The organism is Phenylobacterium sp. (genome assembly GCF_965229015.1).
Lineage (GTDB): Bacteria > Pseudomonadota > Alphaproteobacteria > Caulobacterales > Caulobacteraceae > Phenylobacterium.
Genome location: NZ_CBDDIM010000001.1, coordinates 2,083,271 through 2,109,582 on the forward strand (window position 1 = coordinate 2,083,271; position 26,312 = coordinate 2,109,582).

Annotated in this window: 24 protein-coding genes; 12 read left to right on the forward strand and 12 right to left on the reverse strand. The window is 68.8% G+C overall.

The features are described from left to right. Positions 1-94 precede the first annotated feature (94 nt). Positions 95-433 carry a Grx4 family monothiol glutaredoxin gene (gene grxD / locus ACO06I_RS10510; protein WP_421932517.1) on the forward strand — a complete coding sequence of 113 codons (339 nt, stop codon included), beginning with the start codon at positions 95-97 and terminating at the stop codon, positions 431-433. Between the two features lie 10 nt (positions 434-443). Further along, complete coding sequence (locus ACO06I_RS10515; RefSeq protein ID WP_421932518.1) at positions 444-863, forward strand: acyl-CoA thioesterase; 420 nt, start codon at positions 444-446, stop codon at positions 861-863. Positions 864-867: 4 nt separating this feature from the next. Here the strand turns inward: ACO06I_RS10515 and ACO06I_RS10520 are convergent, their stop codons facing one another. The 3 genes from ACO06I_RS10520 to rpsD all read right to left on the reverse strand — a co-directional run bounded on the left by ACO06I_RS10520 (position 868) and on the right by rpsD (position 4,991). Continuing rightward, positions 868-1,245 carry a hypothetical protein gene (locus ACO06I_RS10520; protein WP_421932519.1) on the reverse strand — a complete coding sequence of 126 codons (378 nt, stop codon included), beginning with the start codon at positions 1,243-1,245 and terminating at the stop codon, positions 868-870. Between the two features lie 83 nt (positions 1,246-1,328). Further along, positions 1,329-4,160 (reverse strand): TonB-dependent receptor domain-containing protein, encoded by a 2,832-nt coding sequence (locus ACO06I_RS10525; protein WP_421932520.1) that lies wholly within the window; start codon positions 4,158-4,160, stop codon positions 1,329-1,331. Positions 4,161-4,373: 213 nt separating this feature from the next. Next, positions 4,374-4,991, reverse strand: a complete 618-nt coding sequence (gene rpsD, locus ACO06I_RS10530; RefSeq protein WP_304699249.1) for a 30S ribosomal protein S4 — start codon at positions 4,989-4,991, stop codon at positions 4,374-4,376. A 305-nt stretch (positions 4,992-5,296) separates the two neighbouring features. On the opposite strand from rpsD, the gene plsY reads away from it, so the two are divergent. Further along, a complete protein-coding gene (gene plsY, locus ACO06I_RS10535; RefSeq protein ID WP_421932521.1) occupies positions 5,297-6,004 on the forward strand; it encodes a glycerol-3-phosphate 1-O-acyltransferase PlsY in 708 nt (235 codons plus the stop codon). Here plsY and ACO06I_RS10540 read toward each other — a convergent pair. After that, complete coding sequence (locus ACO06I_RS10540; RefSeq protein WP_421932522.1) at positions 5,974-7,224, reverse strand: DUF1254 domain-containing protein; 1,251 nt, start codon at positions 7,222-7,224, stop codon at positions 5,974-5,976. The two genes, plsY and ACO06I_RS10540, sit on opposite strands and share 31 nt — an antisense overlap. A gap of 61 nt (positions 7,225-7,285) precedes the next feature. Then, positions 7,286-8,077: an RNA methyltransferase gene (locus tag ACO06I_RS10545; RefSeq protein WP_421932523.1), complete on the reverse strand. Its 792-nt coding sequence runs from the start codon at positions 8,075-8,077 to the stop codon at positions 7,286-7,288. Positions 8,078-8,139: 62 nt separating this feature from the next. On the opposite strand from ACO06I_RS10545, the gene bla reads away from it, so the two are divergent. Next, positions 8,140-9,153, forward strand: coding sequence for a class A beta-lactamase (bla, locus tag ACO06I_RS10550; protein ID WP_421932524.1), 1,014 nt, complete (start codon positions 8,140-8,142; stop codon positions 9,151-9,153). Positions 9,154-9,278: 125 nt separating this feature from the next. Then, a complete protein-coding gene (locus tag ACO06I_RS10555; RefSeq protein WP_421932525.1) occupies positions 9,279-10,499 on the forward strand; it encodes an NADP-dependent isocitrate dehydrogenase in 1,221 nt (406 codons plus the stop codon). A gap of 88 nt (positions 10,500-10,587) precedes the next feature. On the opposite strand, the gene ACO06I_RS10560 is transcribed toward ACO06I_RS10555, so the two are convergent. Together ACO06I_RS10560 and ACO06I_RS10565 are read right to left on the reverse strand one after the other, a co-directional pair. Beyond that, positions 10,588-11,409, reverse strand: a complete 822-nt coding sequence (locus ACO06I_RS10560) for a flagellin (protein WP_421932526.1) — start codon at positions 11,407-11,409, stop codon at positions 10,588-10,590. 381 nt (positions 11,410-11,790) lie between these two features. Further along, positions 11,791-12,594, reverse strand: a complete 804-nt coding sequence (locus ACO06I_RS10565; protein WP_421932527.1) for a pseudouridine synthase — start codon at positions 12,592-12,594, stop codon at positions 11,791-11,793. Between the two features lie 114 nt (positions 12,595-12,708). Here ACO06I_RS10565 and ACO06I_RS10570 point away from each other — a divergent pair, with 114 nt between their 5' ends. After that, positions 12,709-13,344 carry a glutathione S-transferase family protein gene (locus ACO06I_RS10570; protein WP_421932528.1) on the forward strand — a complete coding sequence of 212 codons (636 nt, stop codon included), beginning with the start codon at positions 12,709-12,711 and terminating at the stop codon, positions 13,342-13,344. Positions 13,345-13,454: 110 nt separating this feature from the next. Here the strand turns inward: ACO06I_RS10570 and ACO06I_RS10575 are convergent, their stop codons facing one another. Continuing rightward, positions 13,455-15,695, reverse strand: coding sequence for a transferrin receptor-like dimerization domain-containing protein (locus ACO06I_RS10575; RefSeq protein WP_421932529.1), 2,241 nt, complete (start codon positions 15,693-15,695; stop codon positions 13,455-13,457). A 97-nt stretch (positions 15,696-15,792) separates the two neighbouring features. Here ACO06I_RS10575 and ACO06I_RS10580 point away from each other — a divergent pair, with 97 nt between their 5' ends. Continuing rightward, complete coding sequence (locus ACO06I_RS10580; protein ID WP_421932530.1) at positions 15,793-16,611, forward strand: thioesterase family protein; 819 nt, start codon at positions 15,793-15,795, stop codon at positions 16,609-16,611. A 144-nt stretch (positions 16,612-16,755) separates the two neighbouring features. On the opposite strand, the gene ACO06I_RS10585 is transcribed toward ACO06I_RS10580, so the two are convergent. The 3 genes from ACO06I_RS10585 to ACO06I_RS10595 all read right to left on the reverse strand — a co-directional run bounded on the left by ACO06I_RS10585 (position 16,756) and on the right by ACO06I_RS10595 (position 20,504). After that, positions 16,756-18,939 carry a S9 family peptidase gene (locus ACO06I_RS10585; RefSeq protein WP_421932531.1) on the reverse strand — a complete coding sequence of 728 codons (2,184 nt, stop codon included), beginning with the start codon at positions 18,937-18,939 and terminating at the stop codon, positions 16,756-16,758. Between the two features lie 89 nt (positions 18,940-19,028). Beyond that, positions 19,029-19,664 carry an acetyltransferase gene (locus ACO06I_RS10590; RefSeq protein WP_421932532.1) on the reverse strand — a complete coding sequence of 212 codons (636 nt, stop codon included), beginning with the start codon at positions 19,662-19,664 and terminating at the stop codon, positions 19,029-19,031. Between the two features lie 24 nt (positions 19,665-19,688). Beyond that, positions 19,689-20,504 (reverse strand): SDR family NAD(P)-dependent oxidoreductase, encoded by an 816-nt coding sequence (locus ACO06I_RS10595; protein WP_421932533.1) that lies wholly within the window; start codon positions 20,502-20,504, stop codon positions 19,689-19,691. 172 nt (positions 20,505-20,676) lie between these two features. On the opposite strand from ACO06I_RS10595, the gene ACO06I_RS10600 reads away from it, so the two are divergent. The 5 genes from ACO06I_RS10600 (at position 20,677) to ACO06I_RS10620 (ending at position 23,559) form a co-directional block, all read left to right on the forward strand. Further along, positions 20,677-21,252: a DUF2939 domain-containing protein gene (locus ACO06I_RS10600; RefSeq protein ID WP_421932534.1), complete on the forward strand. Its 576-nt coding sequence runs from the start codon at positions 20,677-20,679 to the stop codon at positions 21,250-21,252. Positions 21,253-21,310: 58 nt separating this feature from the next. Next, entirely contained in the window at positions 21,311-21,694 is a 384-nt protein-coding gene (locus ACO06I_RS10605; protein WP_421932535.1) for a VOC family protein, read from the forward strand. A gap of 77 nt (positions 21,695-21,771) precedes the next feature. Further along, entirely contained in the window at positions 21,772-22,701 is a 930-nt protein-coding gene (locus ACO06I_RS10610; RefSeq protein WP_421932536.1) for a hypothetical protein, read from the forward strand. Positions 22,702-22,768: 67 nt separating this feature from the next. After that, positions 22,769-23,176 carry a nuclear transport factor 2 family protein gene (locus tag ACO06I_RS10615; protein ID WP_421932537.1) on the forward strand — a complete coding sequence of 136 codons (408 nt, stop codon included), beginning with the start codon at positions 22,769-22,771 and terminating at the stop codon, positions 23,174-23,176. Continuing rightward, positions 23,173-23,559, forward strand: a complete 387-nt coding sequence (locus tag ACO06I_RS10620) for a MerR family transcriptional regulator (protein ID WP_421932538.1) — start codon at positions 23,173-23,175, stop codon at positions 23,557-23,559. The genes ACO06I_RS10615 and ACO06I_RS10620 overlap by 4 nt, the downstream gene beginning before the upstream one ends. A gap of 8 nt (positions 23,560-23,567) precedes the next feature. Here ACO06I_RS10620 and alaS read toward each other — a convergent pair whose 3' ends face one another. Continuing rightward, the gene (gene alaS, locus ACO06I_RS10625; RefSeq protein WP_421932539.1) at positions 23,568-26,207 is read right to left on the reverse strand and encodes an alanine--tRNA ligase; all 2,640 of its coding nucleotides are present in this window, start codon (positions 26,205-26,207) and stop codon (positions 23,568-23,570) included. Positions 26,208-26,312 lie beyond the last annotated feature (105 nt).

Here is a 26,312-nt window from a genome sequence, read left to right on the forward strand (position 1 = left end):
GGCGGGCGAAACCGCGGCCAATCGCGCCGGAGCTTGACCCGCGGCCCCCGGCTCCCTAGCTCTCACCCGAACGTTTCGACGAAAGAGCCGTCCCATGACCGACGCCGCCAATCCCGTGCATGACTTCATCGCCAAGACCGTCACCGACAACGCGGTGGTCCTGTTTATGAAGGGGGTGCCCGAACAGCCGCAGTGCGGCTTCTCCGGCATGGTGGTCCAGGTGCTCGACCACCTCGGCGTCGACTTCGTCGGCGTCAACGTCCTGCAGGACAACGCCCTGCGCGACGGCATCAAGACCTTCAGCGACTGGCCCACCATCCCGCAGCTCTATGTGAAGGGCGAGTTCGTCGGCGGCGCCGACATCGTCAAGGAGATGTTCCAGTCGGGCGAACTCAAGCCCCTGCTCATCGAACAGGGCGTGCTCGCCGCCTAAGCGGCCTCCCGTGACCAGGCTGCTCGAACCGCCCGAAGGCCAGCAGGTCTTCGAGGCCGGGTTCACGCCGCAAGCCTCCGATATCGACGCCAATGGCCACGTGAACAACGTGGTCTATCTGCGCTGGATTCAGGACATGGCCACCGCCCACTGGGCCGCCCGCCAGCCGGCGGAGGACCAGGCGCGCTGGGCCTGGATCGTGCTGCGCCACGAGGTGGACTACCGCCGCGCCCTGCTGCCGGGCGAGACCGCCCGGGCCCGCACCTGGGTGGCGCGCAAACCCGAGGGCCCCCGCTTCGACCGCTATGTCCGGATCGACGGCCCGGACGGCGCCATGTGCGCCCAGGCGGTCACGGTCTGGTGCCTGATCGACGCCGCCACCGGCCGCCCCAAGCGCGTGCCCCAGGACATGGTGGACAGGTTTATCTGAAGCCTCAGCTCCCCGGCCCGGTCCACGGGTAGAAGGGGTTCAGCAGGAAGAGCGGGGTGCGGCCCGCCACCCCCAGCTCGGCATAGCTGAAGGTCAGGTCGGTGTGGCCCATGGCGAAGGACTTGCACGGGTCCAGGCGCTTGCGGCCGAAGGCGAGGGTCACGGCGTCGCCCTTCGTCTCCACGAAGAAGGCGAAGTCCTCCTTCTTGGTGCAGCCGTTGGAGGAGACCCGGATGGTCAGGGCCTCGCGGCCGGCGCTGGCCGAGTAGAGCGGTTCGAGCTCCCCCAGGGCCGATCCGGCCGGGGCGACGATGGGCGGGGCCGCGGTGGCGCAGCCGGCGAGCAGGCTGAGGCCCGCGATCAACAGAAGACGACGATGCATGGCCCCACTTCGCCATGTTCGCCGCCTGCGCGACAACCCCCAAAGCGAAGACCCCGGCGGTTGGCCCGCCGGGGTCCTGGTTCCTACTGCTTGTAGCTGAGCCGGAGATAGAAGAACCGGCCCGGCGCGTCATAGGCGTTGGGATCGTAGTTGTTCAGGCCGCAGGTGATGCAGCCCGGGGGATCCTTGTCGAACAGGTTGTTGACCCCGGCGGCGAAGCTGAAGCCGTCGAGATAGTCGGGGGTGTAGCGCAGCTGGGCGTCGAAATAGGTGACGGCCTTGAGCTTGTTGTCGGCCGCGCCGGGCTCGGTGATGCTCGACAGGTAGCGCGCCGAGGCGGTGGCGCCCCATTCGGCCTTGTCCCAGTCGATCGCCAGGGTGGACTTGGTCTTGGGATAGGCCTGGTCCGGGCTGCCCCGTTCGGTGCCCTCACGCTTGATGCCCGCCAGGCCCGAGGAGGTGGGCACGTTCTCGGTGAACTCGAGCAGGAAGCTGGAGTTCGACCGCACCGCGAAACGGCCGATGGCGGTGTCGGGGGACTGGTAGAGGATGTTCAGGTCCACCGCCCGGGTCTTGATGCCGCCGATATTGATCAGCGGGTTGGCGATCCCGGCCACCGCGCCCGACGCCGTCCGGGTGATGGTGGCGCAGGAGAGCGCGTCTCCGGTCTGGGCGCAGCGGTCCAGCAGGGTCTGGCCGTTCTGGGCCTGGATGGCGGCGTCCAGTTCGATGTCGGCGTAGATCACCTCGATCGAGCCGCCGCTGGCCCAGCTGGCGGTCTTCAGGGCGCTGGGCTCCCACACCACCCCATAGGTGCGGCTCTCGCTGGTCTCCGGCTGGAGGTTGCGGTTGCCGCTGGTGATGACCGAGATCTGCGGGTTGAGCTGCGAATAGCTGCCGCTGGCCGGAACCCCGTGGGCGATGCAGTTGGCGCGGATATTGGCCGCCTTGGTCGCCAGGTTGGAGCAGGGGTCGTTGACCTCCTGGTCGAAGCGCGAGGCGGTGCCGAACAGCTCGCCGATGGTGGGCGCCCGGAAGCCCTGGCCCCAGGAGGCGCGGACCAGGACGTCGCTGACCGGCCGCCAGGCGAGGCCCGCCTTGTAGGTGGAGTCCTTGCCCGAGGTGGAATAGTCGAACCACCGGCCCGCCAGCGAGACGTCCAGGCGGTGGAAGAGCGGCATGTCCTTGACGATGGGCGCCGACAGCTCGGTGTAGAATTCGTCGACCTTGATGGAGCCCCGCGCCGGCTGGGCGGGGATGTCGGAGGACAGGCCGGCCGCGACGATGGCGTCCGGCTGGAAGAAGCCCTCGTTCTCCCGGTGCTCATAGCCCGCGGCGACGCCCAGGGCCCCGGCCGGCAGGTCGAACAGGTCCCCGGTGATGTTCAGGGAGTAGTCGTGCAGCTCCTGCTCGGAGACGTCCTGCTGGGTGAAGCCGATGAAGCCCAGCATGGCCGGGGTGATGGTCCCCTGCCCGCCGAAGATGTTCAGGGGCACGCAGGACCCGGTGCACTGGGCGACCGGGCCCAGGGCCTGCTGGACCCGCTGGGCGTTGACGTTGCCGGTGAAGGTCTGTTCGGCGCGGTTGCGCGACCAGACGGCGTTGGCGTCCCAGTAGAAGACCCGGCCCGCGGCCTCGATCTGCCCGTCGAGGGTCGCGGTCAGGTTCCAGGTGTTGACGTCCTGCTCGTAGTGGCGCGGCCCGTTCTCGATCAGCCGGCGGCCGATGAAGGCGTAGGTGCCCTGCTGCAGGGTGAAGCCGAAGGGGTTGTAGGGGTTGGTGGCGTCGACCGCGACCGTGTCCAGCAGGTTGCCGTTGCCGGCGTCGGGGCCGACGAACAGCGGCAGGGGCGCGGCCTGGTTGGCGGAGCGGCGGTTCACATAGGAGGCCCGGACCCGCAGCTTGACGCTGTCGGTGATGTCCTGGGTCACCGACCCGAACAGGCTCGTCCGCTCCGAGGGGCTGACGATGTAGTTGTAGGGCTGGAAGTTGAACCGATCGAGGGTCGTGAAGTCCTTGAAGCTGGAGGCCGCGCCGGTGGGGTCGGCGGGCACGTAGGTCGGGCGCTGGCCGACGGCCAGGGCCTGCTTCAGGGTCATGTCCATATCCTGGTTGGTGTTCGGATCATGGATGATGAACCGGCCCAGCAGGGTGCCCGAGCTGCAGCCGCCGCCAAGGCAGGAGGTCGCCCCGGGGCTGGGGAACAGGGAGATGCTGCGGTCGCCGGAGGAGACGGCGTCCTGCTTGATGTAGCCGCCGCCCACCACGATGGTGGTGTGGTCCTGGCTGGCGCCCCAGGAGACGTTCAGCTCCTTGGAGAAGCCGTCGCCGTCGCCGTACTGGCCGACCTGGGCGGAGGCCTGGAAGCCGTCCTGCCGCGTCTTGGTGATGATGTTGACCACCCCGGCGATGGCGTCGGAGCCATAGATCGGCGAGGCGCCTTCCTGCAGCACCTCGACCCGCGAGATCATCGGGGAGGGAATGGTGTTCAGGTCCACCGAGCCCGGCACGCCCGAGGCCGAGGCCCCCGGCACCCAGCGCAGGCCGTCCACCAGCACCAGGACGCGGCGGGAGGACAGGTAGCGCAGGTCGATCTCGGCGGCGCCGGCCCCCACCCCGCCGCCGTCCGGCGGGTTGCCGAAGTTGCCGGAATTGTTGAACTTGGAATTGAGGCCGCCGGAGGCCACCGGCAGCCGTTGCAGCACGTCGGCGGTGGAGGACAGGCCGGTCTTGAGGATCGCCTCCTCGCCGATCTGGATCACCGGCTGGATCTGATCCAGCGGGCTGGTCCGGATGCGCGAGCCGGTGACCACCACCTCCTCGACGGTCGGATCCTTGGCGGTCTGGGCGTAGGCCGCGCCGGCAGCGAACACGCTGAGCGCGAGCGTCGCCGCGCTCGTCATTAGTCTCTTCATGGGCTTCCCCCGGAGTTTTTCGGAACCGTCGACTCGCCCGGGTCGGGCGCTGCGGTCCGTTTGTGTCTGGGAGGAAACGTAGCTGTCACACGGCTGTCAAGCTCACCCTTCGGTTGAGGCTGGCGGGCGCGCACCCGGAATCGCCGAAACCCCCAAAGCAAAAGGCCCCGGATCGCTCCGGGGCCTTCGCTGAACTCGAAATGTCGGACGTGATCAGGACGAATAGAATTCGATGACCAGGTTCGGCTCCATCTTCACAGCGTAGGGAACCTCGCTGAATTCCGGCTGACGGATGAACTTGGCGGTCATCGCCTTGGTGTCCAGCTCGATGTAGTCGGGCGTGTCGCGCTCGCCCGACTGCAGGGCTTCCAGCACGAGGGCCATGTTCTTGGAGCGCTCACGGACGGAGACGATGTCGCCGGCCTTCACGCGGTAGGAGGCGATGTTGACGCGCTTGCCGTTCACCAGCACGTGGCCGTGGTTGACGAACTGACGGGCGGCGAACACGGTCGGCACGAACTTGGCGCGATAGACGACGGCGTCGAGGCGCGATTCCAGCAGGCCGATCAGGTTTTCCGAGGTGTTGCCCTTGCGGCGGTCGGCTTCCTCGTAGGTGCGGACGAACTGCTTCTCGGTGATGTTGCCGTAGAAGCCCTTCAGCTTCTGCTTGGCGCGCAGCTGCAGGCCGAAGTCGGAGACCTTCTGCTTGCGGCGCTGACCGTGCTGGCCGGGGCCATACTGACGGGCGTTCACCGGGGACTTCGGACGGCCCCAGATGTTTTCGCCCATCCGGCGGTCGATCTTGTATTTCGCGGAATGCCGCTTGGACATGGTAGCTCTTTCAACACGATCCGGGCCGGCGCCTTCATCAGTGAAGGTGCGATTTCAACGGCGGCGTCCAGATCACCCGTCATAGGTGTCCACAGCCGCCAGGGTGACCCGGCGGCGCGAAGGGGCGGTTTATGATGCGGCGGGCGCGGTAAGTCAATCCGGCGGCGGGTGGGGATAGCGCCCTGGCTAGGTCGGTTCGGAAATCGCCCCTATGATCTTGCCTGGCCCCGCAGGGTCGTCATCCTGCTTGCCCTGACCAAGGCCATCGCGACAAGCTTGGAACTTCAGCGCCGAGGTGACCCCCAATGGACTTCTGGATCGCGAACCTGGTTGTCCTGGCCGTCGCCTACCTGCTCGGCTCCACCCCGACGGGCTATCTGGCGGGAAAACTGCTCAAGGGCATCGACATCCGAGAGCACGGCTCCAAATCCATCGGAGCGACGAACGTCCTGCGCACCCTGGGGGCGCGGCCGTTCTGGGGGGTGCTGCTGGTCGATGTTCTGAAGGGTGTGGCGGCGATCGTCTTCGCCCGACTGTTCTATCCCTGGTTCTTCACCTTGCCGTTCGTCACGCCGCCGGCGGCGCTGGATCTGCAAACCTGGACACCCTGGGCCGTCTCCCTCGCCGGACTTGCCGCCCTGCTGGGACATGGCCGGTCGATCTGGCTGAATTTCTCGGGGGGCAAGTCCGTCGCGACGGGGCTGGGCGTGCTGCTGGCCATGGCCTGGCCTGTCGGCCTCGGCGCCCTGGCGGTCTTTGGCGCTGTCCTGGCCGCGTGCCGGATCATGTCCTTCAGTTCGATGCTCGCCGCCCTGACCGCGATCGCCCTCGTCTGCGCCCTGGAGCAACCCCTGCCCTACCGCCTGATGGTGATCGCCGGCGGCGTCTATGTGATCGTGCGCCATCGGGCCAACATCGGGCGGCTGCTGGCCGGGACGGAACCGCGCCTGGGGCAGAGCCATCCTGAGCCCGAGGCGGAGGCTCAGGCCGGCACGACCGGCGGCAGGCGATAGCCGCCCTCCAGCAACTCGGTCTTGGGCAGATAGGCCCGCATGAACAGGGCGAAGGGCCCGGCCGGAGCCGGCAGCCAGTTGGCGCGGCGCTCGGGGCCTGGATCCTCGTGGCCGATCCAGATGTCCAGGGAACCGTCCGCCCCGGTGACCAGGCCCTGCGTGCGGTCGCCGATGGCGTAGCGGTCGAGGGGATTGTCGGTGAAGAAGAACTGCCCGTCCGGCGTCGCCTCATAGAGGCTCAGCGACCAGAAGGAGTGGACCGGGAGGTGGCCGCCCGCCGGGAAGGAAAGCCGCCAGGACCGGGTCCCATCGAACAGGGCGCGTGGCAGGTCGCCCTCGGCCCGCATGTACATCGCTTCCTCCGGCGGCAGGGCCGCCAGGCCCGCCACCGCCACCGAGGCCCGCAGGCCATAGTCCTGGCCGAAGTTTCCCAGCCGCGCCGAGGGATAGGACCAGCCCTCGACGAAGCCGGCGCCGGAGAGGCCGCCCTTGCGCGCGGCGATCTTGCCCTCGGCCAGGCCCGCCTCGATGGCGGCGGCCTCCTCCGGAGAGAACCGCGAGGCGTCGAAGTCGGCGAGGCCCAACGGCGCCATGGCGGCCAGGAAGGCGCGATCCTCGACCCGCGGCGGGTTGGCGGCCATCAGCCGGGCGGCGGTCTCGAAATACTCGTCCCAGGGCGCGCCACGATGGGCGAAGGGGCCAGGGGTCGGGGCGGCGGGGCCCTGCATGGAGAGGCCGTGCTGCACGGCCTTGGCGCCCTCCACGTCATGGGGGCCGTCCACCAGGATGCGGGCGAGCGCCCAGACATGGTTGGTGGGGGACCGCACCACATTCGGCCCCTCGGCGGCGTCGTTGGGGCCCACCAGGGTGAAGGTTCCGCCCTCCGGTCCCGTGGTGCGGGTTCCCAGGATGGCGAAGTTGTTGGTGTAGGCGTCCATCAGGGCCAGGGAGACATAGCGGTCGCCGGTGGCGGGCAGGTTGAGGGTCACCGGCCCCTGGGAGAGGTCCACCTGGGCGGTGGAATAGAAGGTGTCGTTGTTGGGGGTGGTGACGGCCCGCGCCGTGTGGTCGGCCAGGCGGCGCATGTGGCCAAAGACGTTCATCGGCGAGCCGGCGGCCTGACCGCGGGCCCGGGTGGTGGCGATCTCCACCAGGGGCAGGGTGAAGATATAGGCGTCCCGCGCCGCGGTCTTCAGGGCCTCGAGGTCCTTGGTCGCCATGATGGTCTCCCCCATTTCTCGACGTCGCACCCTTGGCCCGCGCGGCCAAGCTTCGCAAGCCTCAGGCCTCGGGCAGGCCCTGCTTGGCCTTCTCGCGGGCCAGCTTGTGCAGGGCGCGGCCCCGACCCTTGGAGAGCGCGGTGACCACGCCGCGGAAGGTGCGGACCTCCTGGTCGGAGAACCGGGCGCGGCCCAGCGCCGAGCGCAGGTTCTGCATCATGGAGGGCTTCTTCTCCGGCGGATGGAAGAAGCCGGCGGCCTCCAGCTCCTGCTCGAAATGATCGTAGAGCCCCTGCATGGCGGCCGCCTCGGCCGGGGGCGGGGCGTCGCGGAAGATGGCCGGCGCCCCCGTCGCCTGGGTCATGCGCCACTCATAGGCCAGGATGATCACCGCCTGGGCCAGGTTCAGCGACCGGAACCGGGGGTCGATGGGCAGGGTCACCACCGCCTGGCAGAGCGCGATGTCGGCGGTCTCCAGCCCGGCGCGCTCGCCGCCGAACAGCAGGCCCACCCTGCGGCCCTCGGCCACCTCGTGGATCAGGTTGGCCGCCGCCTCGCGGGGCGTGAGGATCGGAAGCTGCAGTTCGCGGGGACGGGCGGTGGTGGCGTAGACCAGGTGCAGGTCGGCGATGGCGGCCTCGACGCTGTCATAGACGCGCGCGGCGTTCAGCGGCCATTCGGCGCCCGAGGCCGAGGACCACGCCCGCTCCTGGGGCCAGCCGTCGCGGGGATTGACCAGCCTCAGGTCGGCAAGGCCGAAATTGGCCATGGCGCGGGCCACCGCCCCGATGTTCTGGGCCAGCTGCGGCGCATTGAGGATGATGCAGGGGGGAGCGGCGGAACCTGTGGGCATGGCGCGTTTTCAATCGCTTGCCCGTCTCATTGCAAGGGCGGTGTGTGCTAAGGCGCTCGATCATGCGTATTCCCCTGCTCGTCGCCCTCGCCGGCCTGGTTCTCGCCGCCTGCGGGCAGGGCTCGCCGCAGACCGCCTCCAACACCCCCCAGATCAACATGGCGTGGCTGAACACCGAGGTCGTGGAGATCGCCGAGCGCGCCAAGCCCGGCGTCCTGGGGATCGGCGTCATGAACCTGGAGAGCGGCCAGAGCTGGGACTTCAACGGCGAGCGCCGCTTCCCCATGCAGAGCGTGTTCAAGGCCCCCCTGGGCGCCGCGGTCCTGGCCGAGGTGGACGCCAAGCGGCTGCGCCTCGACGATCCCATCACCATCACCGACCAGGACCTGTCACCCCCCTTCAGCCCGGTGGCCGACGCCTGGCCGGCGCGGCGCGACTACACCGTCGGCGAGCTGCTGGTGGCCGCGACGGGGCGCTCCGACAACACCGCCGCCGACGTGCTGATGAAGAAGATCGGCGGCCCCGGCGCGGTGACCGCCTGGCTGGTGAACAAGAAGGTCGAGGAGATGCGCGTCGACCGCTACGAGCGGCAGCTCCAGCCCGACATCGCCGGCATGGCCTCCTTCCGTCCGGCCTGGAAGGGCCCGGCCTATATGACGGTGCTGAACTCGATCCCGCCCGAGACCCGGCGCAGGGCCACGGCCGCCTATCTGGCCGACCCGCAGGACACCGCCACGCCCCGCGGGGCGCTGGCCTTCCTCGACCGCCTCGACGACGGCGAGTTGCTGACCCCGGCCTCCACCGCCCTGCTGCTGAAGATCATGACCGAGACCCCCACCGGCGCCGATCGCCTGAAGGCGGGCTTCCCGGAGACCGCGCGCTTGGCCCACAAGACCGGAACCGCGCGCACCGACCTGGGGATGAACCCCGCGGTCAACGACATCGGCATCGTCACCCTGGCCGACGGCCGCCGCTACGCCGTGACGGTCTTCCTCTCGGGCTCGACCCACGACGATGCGGAAAACGAGAAGATCATCGCCGATGTCGCCCGGATGGTGACCCGCGGCGTGCAGTAGCGTTCCTTGGCCAGGAACGGTTCGCGGCTAATCCACGCCCGGGGCCTCCGCGGCCTTTGCGTGGAGGCCGACGCCTAGTATACGGCCCCCAAAGCCAATTTTACGCCCCGGAGCGCATCGCCCTCATGGCCAAGATCAAAGTCGCCAATCCTGTCGTCGATATCGATGGCGATGAGATGACCCGCATCATCTGGCAGTGGATCAAGGACAAGCTGATCCTGCCCTATCTCGATATCGACCTGGCCTATTACGACCTGGGCATGGAGAGCCGCGACGCCACCGACGACAAGATCACCGTCGAATCTGCCGAGGCCATCCTGAAATACGGCGTCGGCATCAAGTGCGCGACCATCACCCCCGACGAGGCCCGGGTCGAAGAGTTCAAGCTGAAGAAGATGTGGAAGTCGCCCAACGGCACGATCCGCAACATCCTCGGCGGCGTCGTCTTCCGTGAACCGATCATCTGCAAGAACGTACCGCGCCTGATCCCCGGCTGGACCCAGCCGATCATCATCGGCCGCCACGCCTATGGCGACCAGTACCGCGCCACCGACTTCAAGGTCCCCGGCCCCGGCAAGCTGACCATCAAGTGGGAAGGCAAGGACGGCCAGGTCATCGAGCACGAGGTGTTCGACTATCCGGGCAGCGGCGTGGCCATGGCCATGTACAACCTCGACGAGTCGATCCGCGACTTCGCCCACGCCTCCTTCGCCTACGCCCTGCAGCGCACCTATCCGCTGTATCTCTCCACCAAGAACACGATCCTCAAGGGCTATGACGGCCGCTTCAAGGACATCTTCGCCGAGATCTTCGCCGCCGAGTACGCCGCGCAGTTCAAGGAAGCCGGCATCACCTACGAGCACCGCCTGATCGACGACATGGTCGCCTCGGCCCTCAAGTGGTCCGGCGGCTTCATCTGGGCCTGCAAGAACTACGACGGCGACGTGCAGTCCGACCAGGTGGCCCAGGGCTTCGGCTCGCTCGGCCTGATGACCTCGGTGCTGGTCACCCCCGACGGCAAGACCATGGAGGCCGAGGCCGCCCACGGCACCGTCACCCGCCACTACCGCCAGCACCAGCGCGGCGAGAGCACCTCGACCAACTCCATCGCCTCGATCTTCGCCTGGACGCGCGGCCTCGAGCACCGCGCCAAGCTGGACGGCAATCCCGAGCTGGACCGCTTCGCCCGCACGCTGGAGCGGGTCTGCGTCGAGACCGTCGAGAGCGGCTCCATGACCAAGGACCTGGCCCTGCTGGTGGGCGACAGCCAGGGCTGGCTGACCACCGAGGGCTTCATCGACAAGGTCGCGGTGAACCTCGACAAGGCTCTGGCCCAACCGGCCTGAGCCGAAGACTCGGGCCGCCCGTGACGGGCGGCCCGGCCTCTATTCCGGGACCTTGAGAGCCCGCGCGGCTCCCGGCCCGGCCTGCGGTTTAGCGAAAGAGACTGAGCACCGTCGCCGACGAGGTGTTGGCGATCGACAGGGCCTGCACGCCCAGCTGCTGCTTGGTCTGCAGCGAGGTCAGCCTGGCGCTCTCCTTGGCGAGATCGGCGTCCACCAGGTTGCCGACGCCCGCGTCGATGGAGTCCTGCAGCTTGCCGACGAAGGTGAGGTGCGAGGCGATCGCCTTGGACCCCGTGCCCAGCTTCGACAGGGCCGTCGAGACATTGCTGATCGCCGTGCCGACGTTGGTCACCATCGCCACCGCCAGGCTCTGGGTCCCCACCGAGGCCGTCGCCGACAGGCCGATCCCGGTGAGGGACAGGTCCTGGGCCAGGACCGTGATCTTCGAGGTTCCGTCGTCATTGGCCAGGGCGGCGACGGTCGTTCCCCCGGAACTGATCATGTTCACACCGTTGAAGGTTGCGTTGGAGACCGACTTGGCGACCTGGTCGCGCAGGGCCATGAAGTCCTCGTTCAGCGCCGTGCGGGAGGCGGTGTCGAGGCTGGAGTCCGAGGCGGCGAGCGCCTTTTCCTTCATCTGCAGCAGGAGGTCGGAGACCGCCTCGCCGCCGGCGATGGCCACATCGACCGTGGACTGCGACCGCTGAAGGGAATCCCGGACCGCGTTCAGGGACGACGAGGTGGCGCGCTGGTTCTGGGCGATGGCCCAGACCGCGCCATTGTCCTTGGCCGAGGCGATCTTCTTGCCGGTGTTGATGCGAGCCTGGACCTCCATCAACTCACTACTTGTCTGATTGAGATTCTGTAGGGCGATCATCGCACCTACGTTCGTGTTGACGCTATTCGGCATCCTCAAAACCCCACAATTCTAGGTTTCACCCATCATTTTTGATGGGCGTGAGCTTTTTTGCTCTGCCGAATCTGTACCACTTGAGTCTTTCGGGCCGCCTAAGAGGGTCTTGAGAAATCGTAAACAGAATTTCCGAGAACCAGGATGTGGACGATCTGTCGCATCCAGAGACCTGGATAGCCGCGATCTCGGGAATCCGAGGCCCAGCTTGGCGTACCGGCGTTTTTGACTTATGGACCCGCCCGACGGCGCGGGCCCGGCCTGTCGCGATTCACGGCGCGATCAATTCAGGCCTGCGAAATCTTTGGCGCGGCCAATTCAGGTCTTCGAAACCTTTGCGAAGACTCTCCGGAGGGCCGCACCGGCGTGAGGCGCGATCGGTCAGGAGGATCGCTTGCCGGTCCTCAAGCGCTCCGGGTGCGCCGGCGGGTTGATCAGCTCGGTCCGTTCCTGCGGGGTGATCACCCGCCAGCGGCCCTCGGGCAGGTCGCCGATCTTCAGCGAGCCGATCCGCACGCGGAACAGGTCGACCACGTGCAGGTCCACCAGCTCGCACATCCGCCGGATCTGGCGGTTGCGGCCTTCCTTCAGGACAAAGCGCAGCAGCTGGTCGCCGATCAGGGTGACCTTGGCGTGCCGCAACTGCCGCCGGTCCAGCTGCAGGCCGTGGCGCAGCATGGCGATCTTCTTGTCGGTGATCTGGCCGGTCACCTTGACCCGGTATTCCTTCTCCAGGTCCGACTCCGGGCCGATGACCGCCTTGGCCACCACCCCGTCCTCCGAGAGGATCAGCAGGCCGCGCGAGTCCATGTCCAGCCGGCCCACCGGGGCCAGGCGGTTCTCCAGGGTGGGGATCACCGGGCTCTCGCCATAGAGGGCGCCCGCCGTCAGCATGGTCACCGCCGCGATCTGCCCCGCCTCGGGATGGGCAGAGACGATCCCCACCGGCTTGTGGATCACCACCGTCAGGGTGGATTCCAGCTTGGCCTGGGCCCCGTCGGACAGCACCAGGGTCTGACCGGGCTCGATCTTGCGCCCGGCGTCCTCCACCGTCTGGCCGTCGATGCTCACCAGGCCCTGGGCGATCAGCCCCTCGGCCTCGCGCCGGGAGCACACCCCGCTCTGGGCGAGCCAGCGGTTGACCCGCTGCGGCTCGGCTTCGTCATAGGTCTTGGTCCAGGCCATGGGTTCCTGCGCGCGGCGTGCCCGTGAACCCTTAGGCGGACGGGGCGGCCCCGACAATCGGGCGGTTGACCCAGGTCAACGCGGCGCGCGCCGGCGATGGCCAGGGTCACGCCCATGAGCACCCTGGTCCTGCACTCCATCGCCATGAGCCCCTATGGCTGGACCGCCGCCCTGACGGCGGCCGAGAAGGGCGTCGACTGCGAGATCGTCCCCATTCCCGAGGCCGGCACGCCGGAGCGCCTGAAGCTGCACCCCTTCGGCAAGATGCCGGTGCTGCAGCATGGCGAGGTGTTCGTCTACGAGACCCTGGCCATCGCCCACTATATCGACCGCGCCTTCGCGGGCCCCGCCCTGCAGCCCACCGACACCAAGGGCCAGACCGACATGCTGCGCTGGATCAGCATCGTCAGCAGTTACGTCTTCCCGCTGATGAACGGCCTGATCAAGGAACGCACCGCCGCCTTCTGGCGGGGCGACCCGCCCAACGACGCGGCCCTGGCGGCGATGCGCGAGCCCCTGGCCCACCAGTTTCGCCTGATCGACGCCGCCGTCGGAAGGCGGGCCTTCCTGGCCGGGGATCAGCTGACCCTGGCCGACCTCTTCCTGGCGCCCCACCTGCACCTGGTCTCCACCACACCGGAGGGCCAGGAGGCCCTCGGCCACGCCCCCGACGCCGCGGCCTGGCTGGAACGCATGCGGGCGCGCCCGGCCTTCGAGGCGACCAACCCCCTGACCCTGCGCTTCGGCTAGAGCGCGCCAGGGTTAAGTGGAAGCCGGTTAACCCGCCCGGCGCGCTCTACTCTTTTGAATTTAGAGCCTTTTTGAACGGGTCAGATGAGTCCATCCGACCCTAGAAGGCTCTAGCCTCCGTTGATCAGCTTCACGGCCTTGTCGAGTTCGGCGGCGTAGTCGTTCAGCGCCTGGGCGGTGAGCGCCGAATACTGGTCGGCGTCGGCCCAGCGTTCTTCCTCGATGGCCTCGCGGACGCCCGGCAGGGTCTTGGCGCCGTAGCCGGTGAAGGTCCCGGGCGCATAGACCAGGTTCTTGTACCAGGGCCGTCCCGGCAGCCCGACCTCAGGGGTCAGGGTCTGCTCGATCCCCTGGGTTAGTTTCGACAGGCGCGCCTTGGCGTCCGGCGACAGGGCGGCGCCCTTGGCGGCGAGCGCCGAGTCATAGGCCTTGGCGCTGCGCTTCAGGTGGTCCACCGCGTCCTCCAGGGGCGCGAAGTTGAAGTGGGGCACGGCCTTCAGGGGAGTGGGATCGCCGCGGGTCTCGGTGGGGTCGTCGGCCAGTTTGTAGGCGCCGGCGGCCAGCAGCCGGCCTTGCGTGTCGGCCGTCTCCCGCTTGGTGTCGGCCAGCTTCTTCACCTGGTCGAGGTAGGTGGCCACGGTGTCGGCGAAGTTCGAATAGCGCTGCAGCGGCAGGTCGGCGTCGGCCAGGCGCAGGACCAGGCGGCCGCCGGTCTTGGCCAGCGCCCCGGCATAGGCGAAGCCCGGGTCGACGAAGCGGCTGTGGTGCTCCCAGGTGTCGTAGGCCGAGTGATAGACCCCGCCGCTGGAGCCTTCCCCGCCATAGCCGATGTTCAGCGACGCCAGGCCCACATGCTGCAGGAAGGCCGAATAGTCCGAGCCGGACCCCAGGGCGTCGATGGGCAGGTCCTTGGCGGGATCGGCGGCGACCTTGGCCTGGGCCTTCAGGGCCTCGCTGGCGCCGGTCTGGCTCGCCCCCACCTGCAGGGAGGCCCGCAGCCGCTTGGCGACGCTGACGCCGGTCTGCGGGTCGGTGACGTCGTCGGCTACCTGGGTCACCAGGTGCTCGAAGGCGTGGCTGCCGCCGACGTCCAGGAAACCCCGGCCGTTGCCGTCGCTGTTGATGTAGATGAGGCCCTTGGCCTTCAGTTCGTCGGCGTGGGTCTCGACCCACTCGGTGGAGCCCAGCAGCAGCGGCTCCTCGGCGTCCCAGCTGAGATAGACGAGCGTCCGCTTGGGCTTCCAGCCCTGGGCCACGAGGCCGCCGATGGCCTTGGCCTCGGCCAGCATGGCGACATTGCCGCTGAGCGGGTCGGACGCGCCGAACACCCAGCCGTCGTGGTGGTTGCCGCGCAGGATCCACTGATCGGGCCAGGTGGAGCCCTTCAGGGTGGCCACCACGTTGTAGATCGGCTTCTGGCTCCAGTCGGACTTCACCACGATATGGGCCTTGGCCGCGTCCGACCCGCCCACGTGGTAGGTGATGGGCAGGGACCCGCGCCAGGCGGCGGGGACCACATTGCCGTCCAGGGCCGCCAGGAAGTGCTGGGCGTCGCCATAGGAGATCGGCAGGACCGGAATCTTCAGCAGGGAGGGCGCGTTCTCACGCTTCAACCGCTTGGCCTTCTCCGTGGCGCCGACGCCGGGCGTCAGGGGATCGCCGGGATAGAGCGGCATCTGGGCCACCGAGCCGCGCTGGAACCCATTGGCCGGCCGCGCCGCGCCCTTGGGATAGACATCGTCGGTGGAATAGCCGTCGTCGCGCGGGTCGGAATAGATGATGGTCCCGACGGCCCCGTGGTCCTGGGCCAGCTTGGGCTTCAGGCCCCGCCAGCCGGCGCCATAGCGGGCGATGACGATCTTGCCCTTCACCGAGACCCCCATGCGCTCCAGGGCGTCGTAGTCGGCGGGCATGCCGTAGTTGACGTAGACCAGCGGCGCGGTGACGTCCCCGTCCCCCTGGAAGGCCACATAGGCCGGCAGCTGGTCGGCGGTGCGGCTGGAGCTTTCGTCGCCGGGGATCGGCGCCTCGGTGAGCGTGGCCTTGAAGGGTGTGGGGGAGATCAGCTCCAGGCCCACGGTGATGGGGGTCGGATAGAGCACGGAGAAGGTCTCGATCTTGGCGTCCCAGCCCCAGGACCTGTACTTGGCCAGCAGGGCCTCGGCGTTGGCCTTGTCGTGGGCCGAGCCCACATGGTTGGGCTGGGAGGCCAGGTCCTTCATCCAGGCGCTCATCTCCGGCGGCGAGATCTGGGCGTCGAAGCGTTTCTCAAGGTCCGAGGACTGCGCCAGGGCCGGCCCGGCGGCGGCGAAGACCAGCAGGGCGGCGATGGCGGTGAGCGTGCGGCGCATGGAAGGAACCCCCGGATGAATGGCTCAGCTAGCCATCTCCCGGGAGCGGCGGCAAGGCGCCTTCCATGACGTGGCGGCGTCGGGTTAGAGACCGGGCATGACCCAGTCCGACTCCATATCGCTCACCCCCGTCGCGCCCGGCCGCTGGACCACCTTCGCCGGTCCCGGATGGCAGAACCCCGGCGGCGGGCTGTGGGGCGGCTACGCCATCGGCCTGTTCATCAAGGTGCTGGAGGCCGAGCCCGAGGCGGTGGGCGAGGCCCTGTCCCTGACCCTCACCTACGCCGCCGCCCTGCCCTCGGGCCAGGTGGACATCCGCACGCGGCGCCTGCGCCAGGGCGGGTCGATCGGGGTCTGGGAAGTCGAACTGCTGGCGGCGGGCTCGGACCAGGTGGGCGTCCACGGCATGGTCACCATGGCCAAGCGCCCCGACACCCCGGCCTTCGCCTTCGCCACCATGCCCGACGCGCCCTCCCCCGAGAGCCTGCCGGCGCCGGAGAACACCCACGCTCCGATGCACTACGGCGCCCAGGCCTTCGAGCGCCGGGGTCAGGATATCTTCCCGCCGCAGGTGAGCGACAATTCCCGGTCCCTGGTCTGGGTCCGCTCGCGCCGCGCGCCGTGGGACAAGGCCCTGCTGGGCATGGTCACCGACAACTCCGCGCCGCGGGCCATGTACGCGCTGGGCCGCACCATCAACAACACCACCCTGTCCCTGACGGTCTATCTCCACGCCACCAAGGAGGAGCTGGCCCAGGTGGGCGACGACTTCATCCTGGTGGAATGCGAAGGCCGCGTCGGCGCCGGCGGCGCCTCGGACGAACGCTCCAGCTACTGGAGCCGCGACGGCAAGCTCCTGGCGACCAGCGAACAGCTCTGCTGGTATCGGCCGGTGCAGCGGCGTTCGCCGGAGTAGGACCACCCCCGCTCATCCCCGCGAAAGCGGGGACCCAGGTGTTTTCTCCCTCCTGAAAGCCTGGCGCTCCAACAGCCTCAGAAAACCAAAAAAGCCTGGCTCCCCGCTTTCGTGGGGATGAGCGGATAGGGATTGATCCGCCCCCTACTCCGCCGCTGTCGGCGTCAGCTTCCGCGCGAAGAAGTCCAGCGTCATGCGCGTCCGGTGCAGCAGGTGGGCCTGGGTCCAGCCGGCGCGGTGGCGCAGGCCAGGATACATCATGGTCTCGAAGGGGGTCCCCTGGGCCTGCAGCGCCGCCATCAGCCGGGTGGAGTTGTCGAAGGTGACGTTGTCGTCGGCCATGCCGTGCATCAGCATCAGGCTCCCCGGCTTCAGCCGCCCCACCCGGTTCAGCACGTCGGAATCGGCGTAGCTGGCCGGATCGGTGGCCGGCGTGCCCATGTAGCGCTCGGTATAGTGGGTGTCGTAGAGCGTCCACTCGGTGGGCGGCGCGCCCGCCACGGTCGCGGCGTAGGGGCTGTTCTCCGCCGTCATCAGCAGCAGGCTCATATAGCCGCCATAGGACCAGCCGGTGACGCCGATGCGGGCCGGATCCACATAGGGCAGCGACTTGAGGTAGCCGACGCCCGCCATCTGGTCGGCCACCTCCAGCTGACCCAGCCGCCGGTCGATGGCGGTCTTGAAGGCCACGGAGCGATGGGGCGTGCCGCGGTTGTCGAGGGAGAACAGGATGTAGCCGGCCTCCAGATAGAGCTGGTCGGCGGGGTTCTGCCAGATCCTCCGCACCGTGGCGCTGCCCGGCCCCCCATAGACCTGGACGATCACCGGATAGCGCTTGGCCGGATCGAAACCCGGGGGCGTGCGCAGGGACCACCAGAGGTCCTGGCCGTCCTCGGCCTTGATCGTCCCATAGGTCGGGGTGCGCAGGCGCGCGGCATAGGGGGCGTAGGGATGGCCCTCGGCGAGCCCGTTCGCCTCGATCCAGCGGACCAGGGTTCCGTCGGCCCGATAGAGGCCGGTGCGCGGCGGGGTGGCCGGGTCCTCGTAGGCGCCCACGAAGGCGCCGCCGGCCTTGGCCATCTTCACCGTCCACCAGCCGCCGGCGGCGGTGAGCGGGTGGGGTTCGCCGGGGGTCCTGAGCGACGCCTCGTAGAGCCGCCGCTCGATGGGGCTGTCCTTGAAGGCGGTGAAGGTCACCACCCCACGCGCCTCGTCGACCCCCGCCACCGCGTCCACCGGCCAGGCGCCCGAGGTGAGCGGACGCACGCGCTTGCCGTCGGGCCCGTGCAGATGGAGGTGGCGCCAACCGCTCTGCTCCGACGACCACAGGAAGCCGCCGTCCGTCAGCGGCTTGAAGTCATAGGTCAGCTCCACCCAGTGGGGGCTGGTCTCGGTGAGCAGGACGCGGGTCTCGCCGGTGGCCGGATCGGCGGCCAGCAGGTCCAGGCGTCGCTGGTCGCGGCTCTGGCGCTGGACATAGAGGGTCTTGCCGTCCTTGGCCCAGTCGACGCGGGCCAGGTAGATGTCGGTCTCGGCGCCCAGGTCGATCCTCACCCGCGCGCCCGTCGCGACGTCGGCGACGTAGAGGTCCACCACCGCGTTGGGGCGGCCCACCCGGGGATAGCGCTGCTTGACGATCTCCGCGCCCGTGGCGCCGATATCCAGGCGCTCCACCACGTCCACGCCGGTCTGGTCGACATGGGTGAGCGCGATGCGGGTCTCGTCAGGGCTCCACCAGTAACCCGTCTGGCGGTCCATCTCCTCCTGGGCGATGTAGTCGGCCGTGCCCCAGGACCTGAGTTCGCTCCCATCGGTCGTCAGGGCGCGCTCGGCGCCGCCCTGCGAGGGCAGGACGAACAGATTGTCGTCGCGGATGAAGGAGACGAAGGCGCCCTTGGGCGAGACCTTGGCGTCGATCTCGTCGGTCGCCGAATGGGTCAGGCGGGCGACCTGCCCGTCCGCCACCGTATAGAGCCAGAGATCGCCCTCCACCGGCACGAGGATGAAGCGGCCCTCCTCGTCCCAGTCATAGGCCACCACGCCCCGGGTCTGGACGCCCTGGCGCTCGCGGCGGCTCTTCTCGGCCTCGGAGAGTTCGCGGTCCTCAGGCATCAGGTCGCGCGCGTCCAGCAACAGGCGCGGCTCGCCGCCGGCCACGTCGGCGGCCCACAGATCGGTCATCCGGGCGTCGTCGGCCTTGGCCTTCAGATAGGTGACCATCGCTCCGTCCGGCGACAGGGTCACCCCCCGGGCCCGCGGCCCCGAAAGGTCCGGCGCCGCGTAGACCCGCTCAGGGCTCAGTTTCTCCGCGTGCGCCACACCAGCCATCAGACCCGCCACCAAGACACCCGGAAGGAGCTACATCGCCCCCTCCCTAAGGCCGGGGATGAAAGGCGTGGTCGCGCGGGTTGGCAAGGTCAGGTTTTGGTCGCCATCGGCCTGGCCGGATTGCCCACCACGGTCACGCCGTCGGGCACTTCCTTCAGAACCACGGCGCCGGCCCCGACCGTCGCCCGCGCGCCGATCCGCAGCCAGCCCTTGATGGTGGCCCCGATGCCGATGAAGGCGCCCTCCCCCACCTGGACCCCGCCGGCCAGGTGGGCGCCGGGGGCGATATTGACCCCGTCGGCCAGGACATTGTCATGGTCCACCGTGCAGGCGGTGTTGAGGCTGCAATAGCGGCCCACCTGGGCGTCCATCTGCACGACGACCCCGGCCGAGACCACCGTGCCTGCGCCAATGGTCGCCGAGGCCGAGACGGTGGCCGCCGGGTGGATCACCGTGGCCACGGTCCCGCCGCGCGCCAGCACCGCCTCGCTGAGCGCTTTGCGGCGCCCGTCGCCGATGGCCACGAAGATGTCGTGCGCCGACAGGAAGGCTGCATCACTGAGCAGCTCCTGCCCGCCCAGCACCGGCAGGTGGGTCTTCAGCCGATCGGCCTCATCGCCTACCTGCACCAGACCCGCGACCGGGCGACCGGCGGCGGCGCAGGCGTCGATGATGATGCGGGGCAGGGTCTCGGCCCGCGCTGTCACCATGGCGATGGGCTTCACGGCTGAAGACCTTTCCTTACCGGCTCAGACCAGTTCGGACGGCTTGAGGTTCAGTTCCTTCAACAGCGGCTCGGCGTAGTCGACGCGGCCGGTCATGGTCTTGGGATCGCCGCTGGCCAGCTGGTAGACCGCCTCGGCGATGTACTCGATGGGCTGGACGCGGTCCTTGGTGGCCTCGTTGATCAGGCCGTGCACCGCCACGCCAGGGGTGTCCACCAGGCCCGGCGACACCACGTTGACCGCGATGTTGTCGTCATAGACCTCGGAGGCGAGGCCCGTGGTGAAGCGCTCCAGGGCCGCCTTGCACAGGCCGTAGACCGTGCCGCCGCGGCCGCCGCGGTAGGGCTTCTGCGGGTGGATGCCGGCCGGCGAGGAGATGTTGACGATGTGGCCGGTCTTGCGCTCGATCATCGAGGGCAGGACCAGTTGCGACAGGTGGAAGGGCGCATAGACCTGCACCTCCATCATCAGCTTGAAGCGCTTCTCGGTGAAGTCGACCACCGGGGTGAAATAGGTGATGGCCGCGTTGTTGATCAGGATGTCGATGGGGCCGTAGGTGGCCACCGTCTCCTCCACCAGGCGCTCGCGCTCGATGGATTGGGCCAGGTCGGCCTTGATGAAGGTGGCTTCGCCGCCGGCCTTCTTGATGCGTTCCACGGTCTCCATCAGGGTGCCCGGCAGGCGGCTCTCGCCGTCCTGGGCGGTGCGGGCCGAGACCACGACCTTGGCGCCCTCCATGGCCAGGCGGGCGGCGATGGCCTCGCCGATGCCGCGGCTGGCGCCGGTGACCAGGGCGACCTTGCCCTTCAGATTTCCATTGGGGTTGATGCTCGCCGACATGAAATAGCGCCCTCCCTGGGCTTTTTATGGTTCAAACAATCCCCAAGCCTCGCGCCGTTGGGCGATGCGCGCAAGCGCCGGAATGGCGGTCGGGCTCGCCTCCTGGGAGGAACCTCTCGCCAGCCCGCGCGTGCATGTTAATCATCGGGCGACTTCAGCGAGGCTCAAGCCCATGTGGCGGACCATCTTCAACCTGATCCTGGTCCTGCTGCTGGGGGCCGCCGCGGCCTTCGTGGCCGCGCCCTGGTTCGCCTTTCGCGCGCTCAAGGCCGACTCCCGCGACGGCGACGTCCAGGGTCTGGCCGAGCTGGTGGATTACAACGCCGTCCGCGCCACCCTGAAGACCCAGCTGGGCCCCACCCCCAATGCGCCGACGGCGCCGGCCCCCACCATCTGGACCGATCCCATCGGCGCCATGAAGCGGGCGCTCGAGCCCCTGACTCCGCCGCCGCCCGCCGTCGAGCGCTATGTCAGCGTCGAGGGCCTGCACGCCCTGACCCGCGGCTACGAGCCCGGCAAGGCGCCGCCTGAGCCGCCGGCGCCGGCCGCCCTGCCCGACCAGCTGATGGCCGCGGCCAAGGAGCCCTGGCCCTCCCTGCGCTACTGGGGCCCCAACCGCTCCCGCTTCGTGGTCCGCACGCCGGGCAAGCCCGAGCGGGAGACAGTCTTCACCTTCCAGCGTCGCGGCTGGTTCGAGTGGAAGCTGGTGCAGATCCGCCTGCCCGCCGACGACGAGACGCAACCTTAGTTCTTGTTTTGTTCTCTCGCTCTGCTAGGCTTCCCGCCAGCTTGAGAGGGAGAATTCCATGACCATCGGATACGTCACCATCGGCGCGCTGGATGTAGCGTCGGCCCTGCCGTTCTACGATGCGGTGCTCGGCGCCATCGGCTATCACCGCGCCTTCCTGGACGGCGGCTGGGCCGGCTACGGCCCCAAGGACGGCGACGCCAACGTCTTCCTCTGCCCGCCCTTCGACGGCGAGCCGGCCCGGCCGGGCAACGGCATCATGCTGGCCTTCCTGGCCCCCTCCAAGGACGCCGTGCAGGCCGCCTATGACGCCGCCCTCGCCCAGGGCGGCGCCGACGAGGGCGCGCCCGGACCGCGGCCCGCCGACTCCACCAGCTTCTACGGCGCCTATGTCCGCGACCTGACCGGCAACAAGCTCTGCATCTTCACCAAGCCGAGCTAGGGGCCGCCCTGCCAGCTTGACCAGGGCGGCGCATGGCCCGATCGTGGCGGCTTCAAATGCAACCTGGAGCCGCCGCCATGCGCGCTGTCGCCGCCCTCGCCTACGCCCTGATGGCGACCTTGCCGCTGCCCGCCCAGGCCGGAGTCTGCAAGGCCTGGAGCGCGCCGGTCCTGGCCGCCTCCATCGCTTCAAAGCCGATCGACGAGGCCAGCGGCCTGGAGGCGTCGCGGGCCTATCCGGGCCGGCTCTACCACAACAACGACTCCGGCGATGACCTACGGTTCTTCATCACCGACATGGCCGGCGGCAACCTGCAGGTGGTGAACCTAAAGGGCCCCAAGCCCGCCGATATCGAGGAGATGTCCCTGGGCCCCTGCGGGGCGAAGACCTGCCTCTATCTCGGCGACACCGGCGACAACGCCGGCGCCCGCACCGAGGTGGCCTTCACGATCCTGCCGGAGAAGAAGACCTTCTCCGACACCGAGACGCCCCTGCGGGTGGTCCGCGCCCGCTACCCCGACGGCCCGCACAATGTCGAGGCCTTCGCCGTCCACCCGAACGGCGACCTCTTCGCCGTCACCAAGCCCATCGACAAGCAGATGACCAAGCCGGGGCCGGCCTCGGTCTACCGGCTGTCGGCCAACCAGCTGCGTCAGACCGAGGGCGTTCAGGTCTTCACCAAGGTGGGCGAACTCAACCTGCCGCAATTGCTGTCCGACCTGCCGTTCTACGGCTGGATCCCGACCGGCCTGGACATCAGCCGCGACGGCAAGCGCGCGGTGCTGCTGACCTATATGGCGGTGGTGGAGCTGGGCTTCGACCTGGCGGGCGGCGTGCCGGCGACGCTGACCGCCGGCGACAATGTCTCGGTGTTCCGCGCCCCGCCCCTGGCCCAGCAGGAGGCCATCGCCCTGTTGCCCGACGATAGCGGGTTCCTCTACGACACCGAGGCCGGGCGGAAGGCCGAGACCTTCCCGCTGAACAAGGTCACCTGCACGGCGCGGTAGGGGGCTTGACCTCGAGCGGGCTCTAGGGTGTTCCCTCCGTCACTGGTTCAATCTGGAGACCAGTGAGATGCGAAATATCGACAACAAGGAGATCGTCGCCGGCGCGATGGCGGCCCTGGCGACGGGGGACAACCGCCCGTTCTACGACGCCATGGCCGAGGACGTGATCTGGCGTCCGATGGTCGGCGGCGTGTGGGGCGAGGTGCACCACGGCCGCGAACAGGCGCGGGACAATCTGTTTGCTCCGCTGCGGAAGCAGTACGCCAGCGCCTACACCAACACCGCCACCAACATCTTCGGCGCCGGTGACGCCGTGATCGTCGAGGCCCAGGGCTCAGTGACCCTGAAGTCCGGCAAAGCCTACAACAACCGCTACTGCTTCGTGATCGAGATGGCGGGCGGCAAGATGAAGGAAGTCCGCGAATACCTCGACTCGGCCCTGGCCGAGGCCGTCCTGGAGCCGCTGAAGGGGTGAGCATCCGCTATCATATCGGGCGCTTCGCCAAACTCGTGGATCGAAGCGTCCATACGATCCGCTGGTATGAGGCCCAGGGCCTCATACCAGCCGTCGGCCGCGATGCGGGCGGCCGCCGGGTGTACGAGGACGATCACGTCGAGCACCTGCTGTTCTTGGAACGCATGCGCCGCACCGGCATGTCGGTGGCGGAGATGCGCCGCCTGACCGAGCTGTCGATGCAGGGCTGGCGAACCCTGGAGGCGCGCAAGTCGCTGCTGCTGGATCATCGCGCCGATATCGAGGCTACGATCGCGAACCTGCAATCCGCCGTCGACGACATCGACGCCAAGATCGCCTTCTACGACGAGTGGGACCTCAACAAGCGCCGCCCCCGCAAGTAGCGGGCCGCTTAGCCCAGGGCGGCCTTCACCGCCGCGATCCCCTCGGCGGCCTTGGAGCCGTCCGGGGCCCCGCCCTGGGCGAAGTCCGGACGGCCGCCGGCGCCCTGACCGCCCATGGCGATCACCGCGGCCTTGGCCAGTTCGGCGGCGTTGAACTTCGCCGCCGCCGAACCCATGACCGCCACGGCGATGGCGGCCTTGCCGTCAGCGACCCCCACCATGGCGATGACGCCGTCGGGCACCTGCTTGCGATATTCCTCGACGATGGGCCGCAGGTCCTTGCCGCCGACCCCGTCCATGACCCGGGCCATGAACTTGGTCCCGGCGATATCCTCGATGGCCGCCGCCTCGCCGCCCGAGCCGCCGCCGCCCATTGCCAGCTGGCGCTTGGCGTCGGCCAGGTCCTTCTCCAGCTTGCGGCGCTGGGCGTCGAGGGCGTCGACCCGGGCCAGGACCTCGGCCACCGGGGTCTTGAACTGGTCGGCCAGGGCCTTGGCGACGGCGGCCTGGTCGTTGAGGTAGCGGCGCGCGGACTCGCCGGTCAGGGCCTCGATCCGCCGTATGCCGGCGGCCACGCCCCCCTCGGAGACGATCTTGAACAGGGCGATGTCGCCGGTGCGCGAGACGTGGGTGCCGCCGCAGAGCTCCACCGAATAGTCGCCCTCGCCCTCCAGCGCCTTGCCCAGGGCCAGGACGCGGACGCTGTCGCCGTACTTCTCGCCGAACAAGGCCATGGCGCCGGCCTCGATGGCCTCTTCCGGGGCCATCACCTTGGTCACCGCCGGCAGGTTCTGGCGGATCACCGCATTGACCTCGGTTTCGATGGCGTCGAGCTCGGCCGCCGTCAGCGGGCCGCCATGGCTGAAGTCGAAGCGCAGCCGCTCGCCGTCCACCATCTGGCCCTTCTGGGAGACGTGGGGGCCCAGCACATTGCGCAGGGCCGCGTGCAACAGGTGGGCGGCGGAGTGGTTGGAGCGCGTGGTCAGGCGCCGCTCGGCGTCCACGGCCAAGCGCACCCGCGTGCCATTGGCCAGGGCGCCCTGCGTGATCTCCAGGATATGGACATGCAGGTCGCCGGCCTGCTTCTGGGTGTCGATGACGCGGCCCCTGCCGCCCTCCCACTCGGCCTCGCCGACATCGCCGGCCTGGCCGCCGCTTTCGGCGTAGAAGGGAGTGCGGTCGAACAGGGCCTGGACGGTCTGGCCGGCCTTGGCCCCGTCGATCTCGGCGCCGCCCTCCACCAGGGCCAGCAGTTCGGCGGTGGCCTCGACGGCGTCGTAGCCCAGGAAGACCGTGGCCCCCAGGCGCTCACGGATGGCGAACCACTCCCCGGCTGCCGAGGCCTGACCCGAGCCGGTCCAGGCTTCGCGGGCCTGGGCGCGCTGCTGGTTCATGGCGGCCTCGAAGCCCTCCATGTCGACGGTCATGCCCTTGCTGCGCACCGCGTCCTGGGTCAGGTCCACCGGGAAGCCGTAGGTGTCGTAGAGCTTGAAGGCGGTCTCGCCCGACAGCACGCCGCCCTCGCTCATCTTGGCGGTCGCTTCGTCCAGCAGGGCCATGCCGCGGCCCAGGGTGCGGCGGAAGCGTTCCTCCTCCTGGCGCAGGGTCTCGACGATCACCGGCTCGGCGCGGCGCAGCTCGGGATAGGCGCCCCCCATCTCGGCGATCAGCACGGGCGCCAGACGGTGCATCAGGGGCTCCTCGGCCCCCAGCAGGTGGGCGTGGCGCATGGCCCGGCGCATGATCCGGCGCAGGACGTAACCGCGGCCCTCGTTGGAGGGCGAGACCCCGTCGGCGATCAGGAAGCTGGTGGAGCGCAGGTGGTCGGCGATCACCCGGTGCGAGGGGCCGTTGGAGCCGCCGGCCACCAGGGACTTGCTGGCCGCGATCAGGGTGCGGAACAGGTCGATGTCGTAGTTGTCGTGCACGCCCTGCAGCACCGCGGCGATGCGCTCCAGACCCATGCCGGTGTCGATCTGCGGCTTGGGCAGGGGCTTGCGCGAGCCGTCGGCGAACTGCTCGAACTGCATGAAGACCAGGTTCCAGATCTCCACGAACCGGTCGCCGTCCTCGTCCGGGCTGCCGGGGGGGCCGCCGGGGATGTGGGCGCCGTGGTCGTAGAAGATCTCCGAGCACGGACCGCAGGGGCCGGTGTCGCCCATCGACCAGAAATTGTCGCTGGTGGAGATGCGGATGATCTTCTCGTCGGGCAGGCCGGCGATCTTCTTCCACAGGTCGGCGGCTTCGGTGTCGGTGTGGTAGACCGTCACCAGCAGCTTCTCGGCCGGGATCTTGAATTCCTGGGTCAGCAGGGTCCAGGCGTGCTCGATGGCGCCGGCCTTGAAGTAGTCGCCGAAGGAGAAGTTCCCCAGCATCTCGAAGAAGGTGTGGTGGCGGGCGGTGTAGCCGACATTGTCCAGGTCGTTGTGCTTGCCGCCGGCGCGCACCGACTTCTGGGACGAGGCCGCGCGCGGCGCGGGCGGGGTCTCGGCGCCGGTGAAGTAGTTCTTGAACGGCACCATCCCGGCGTTGACGAACAGCAGGGTCGGGTCGTTCTGCGGCACGAGCGGAGCCGACGGAATGATCAGGTGATCATTCTTCTCGAAGTAGCCCAGGAAGGCGCTGCGGATTTCGTTCAGGCTCGGCATGGCTCTAGACGCTTAAACTTGAAAGTTGGGGCGCGTGTTGCGCTGCGACATCGGCGTTCGTTTACGAGACTTGGACGCCCCCGCAAAGAAAAAGGACGCCCGGAC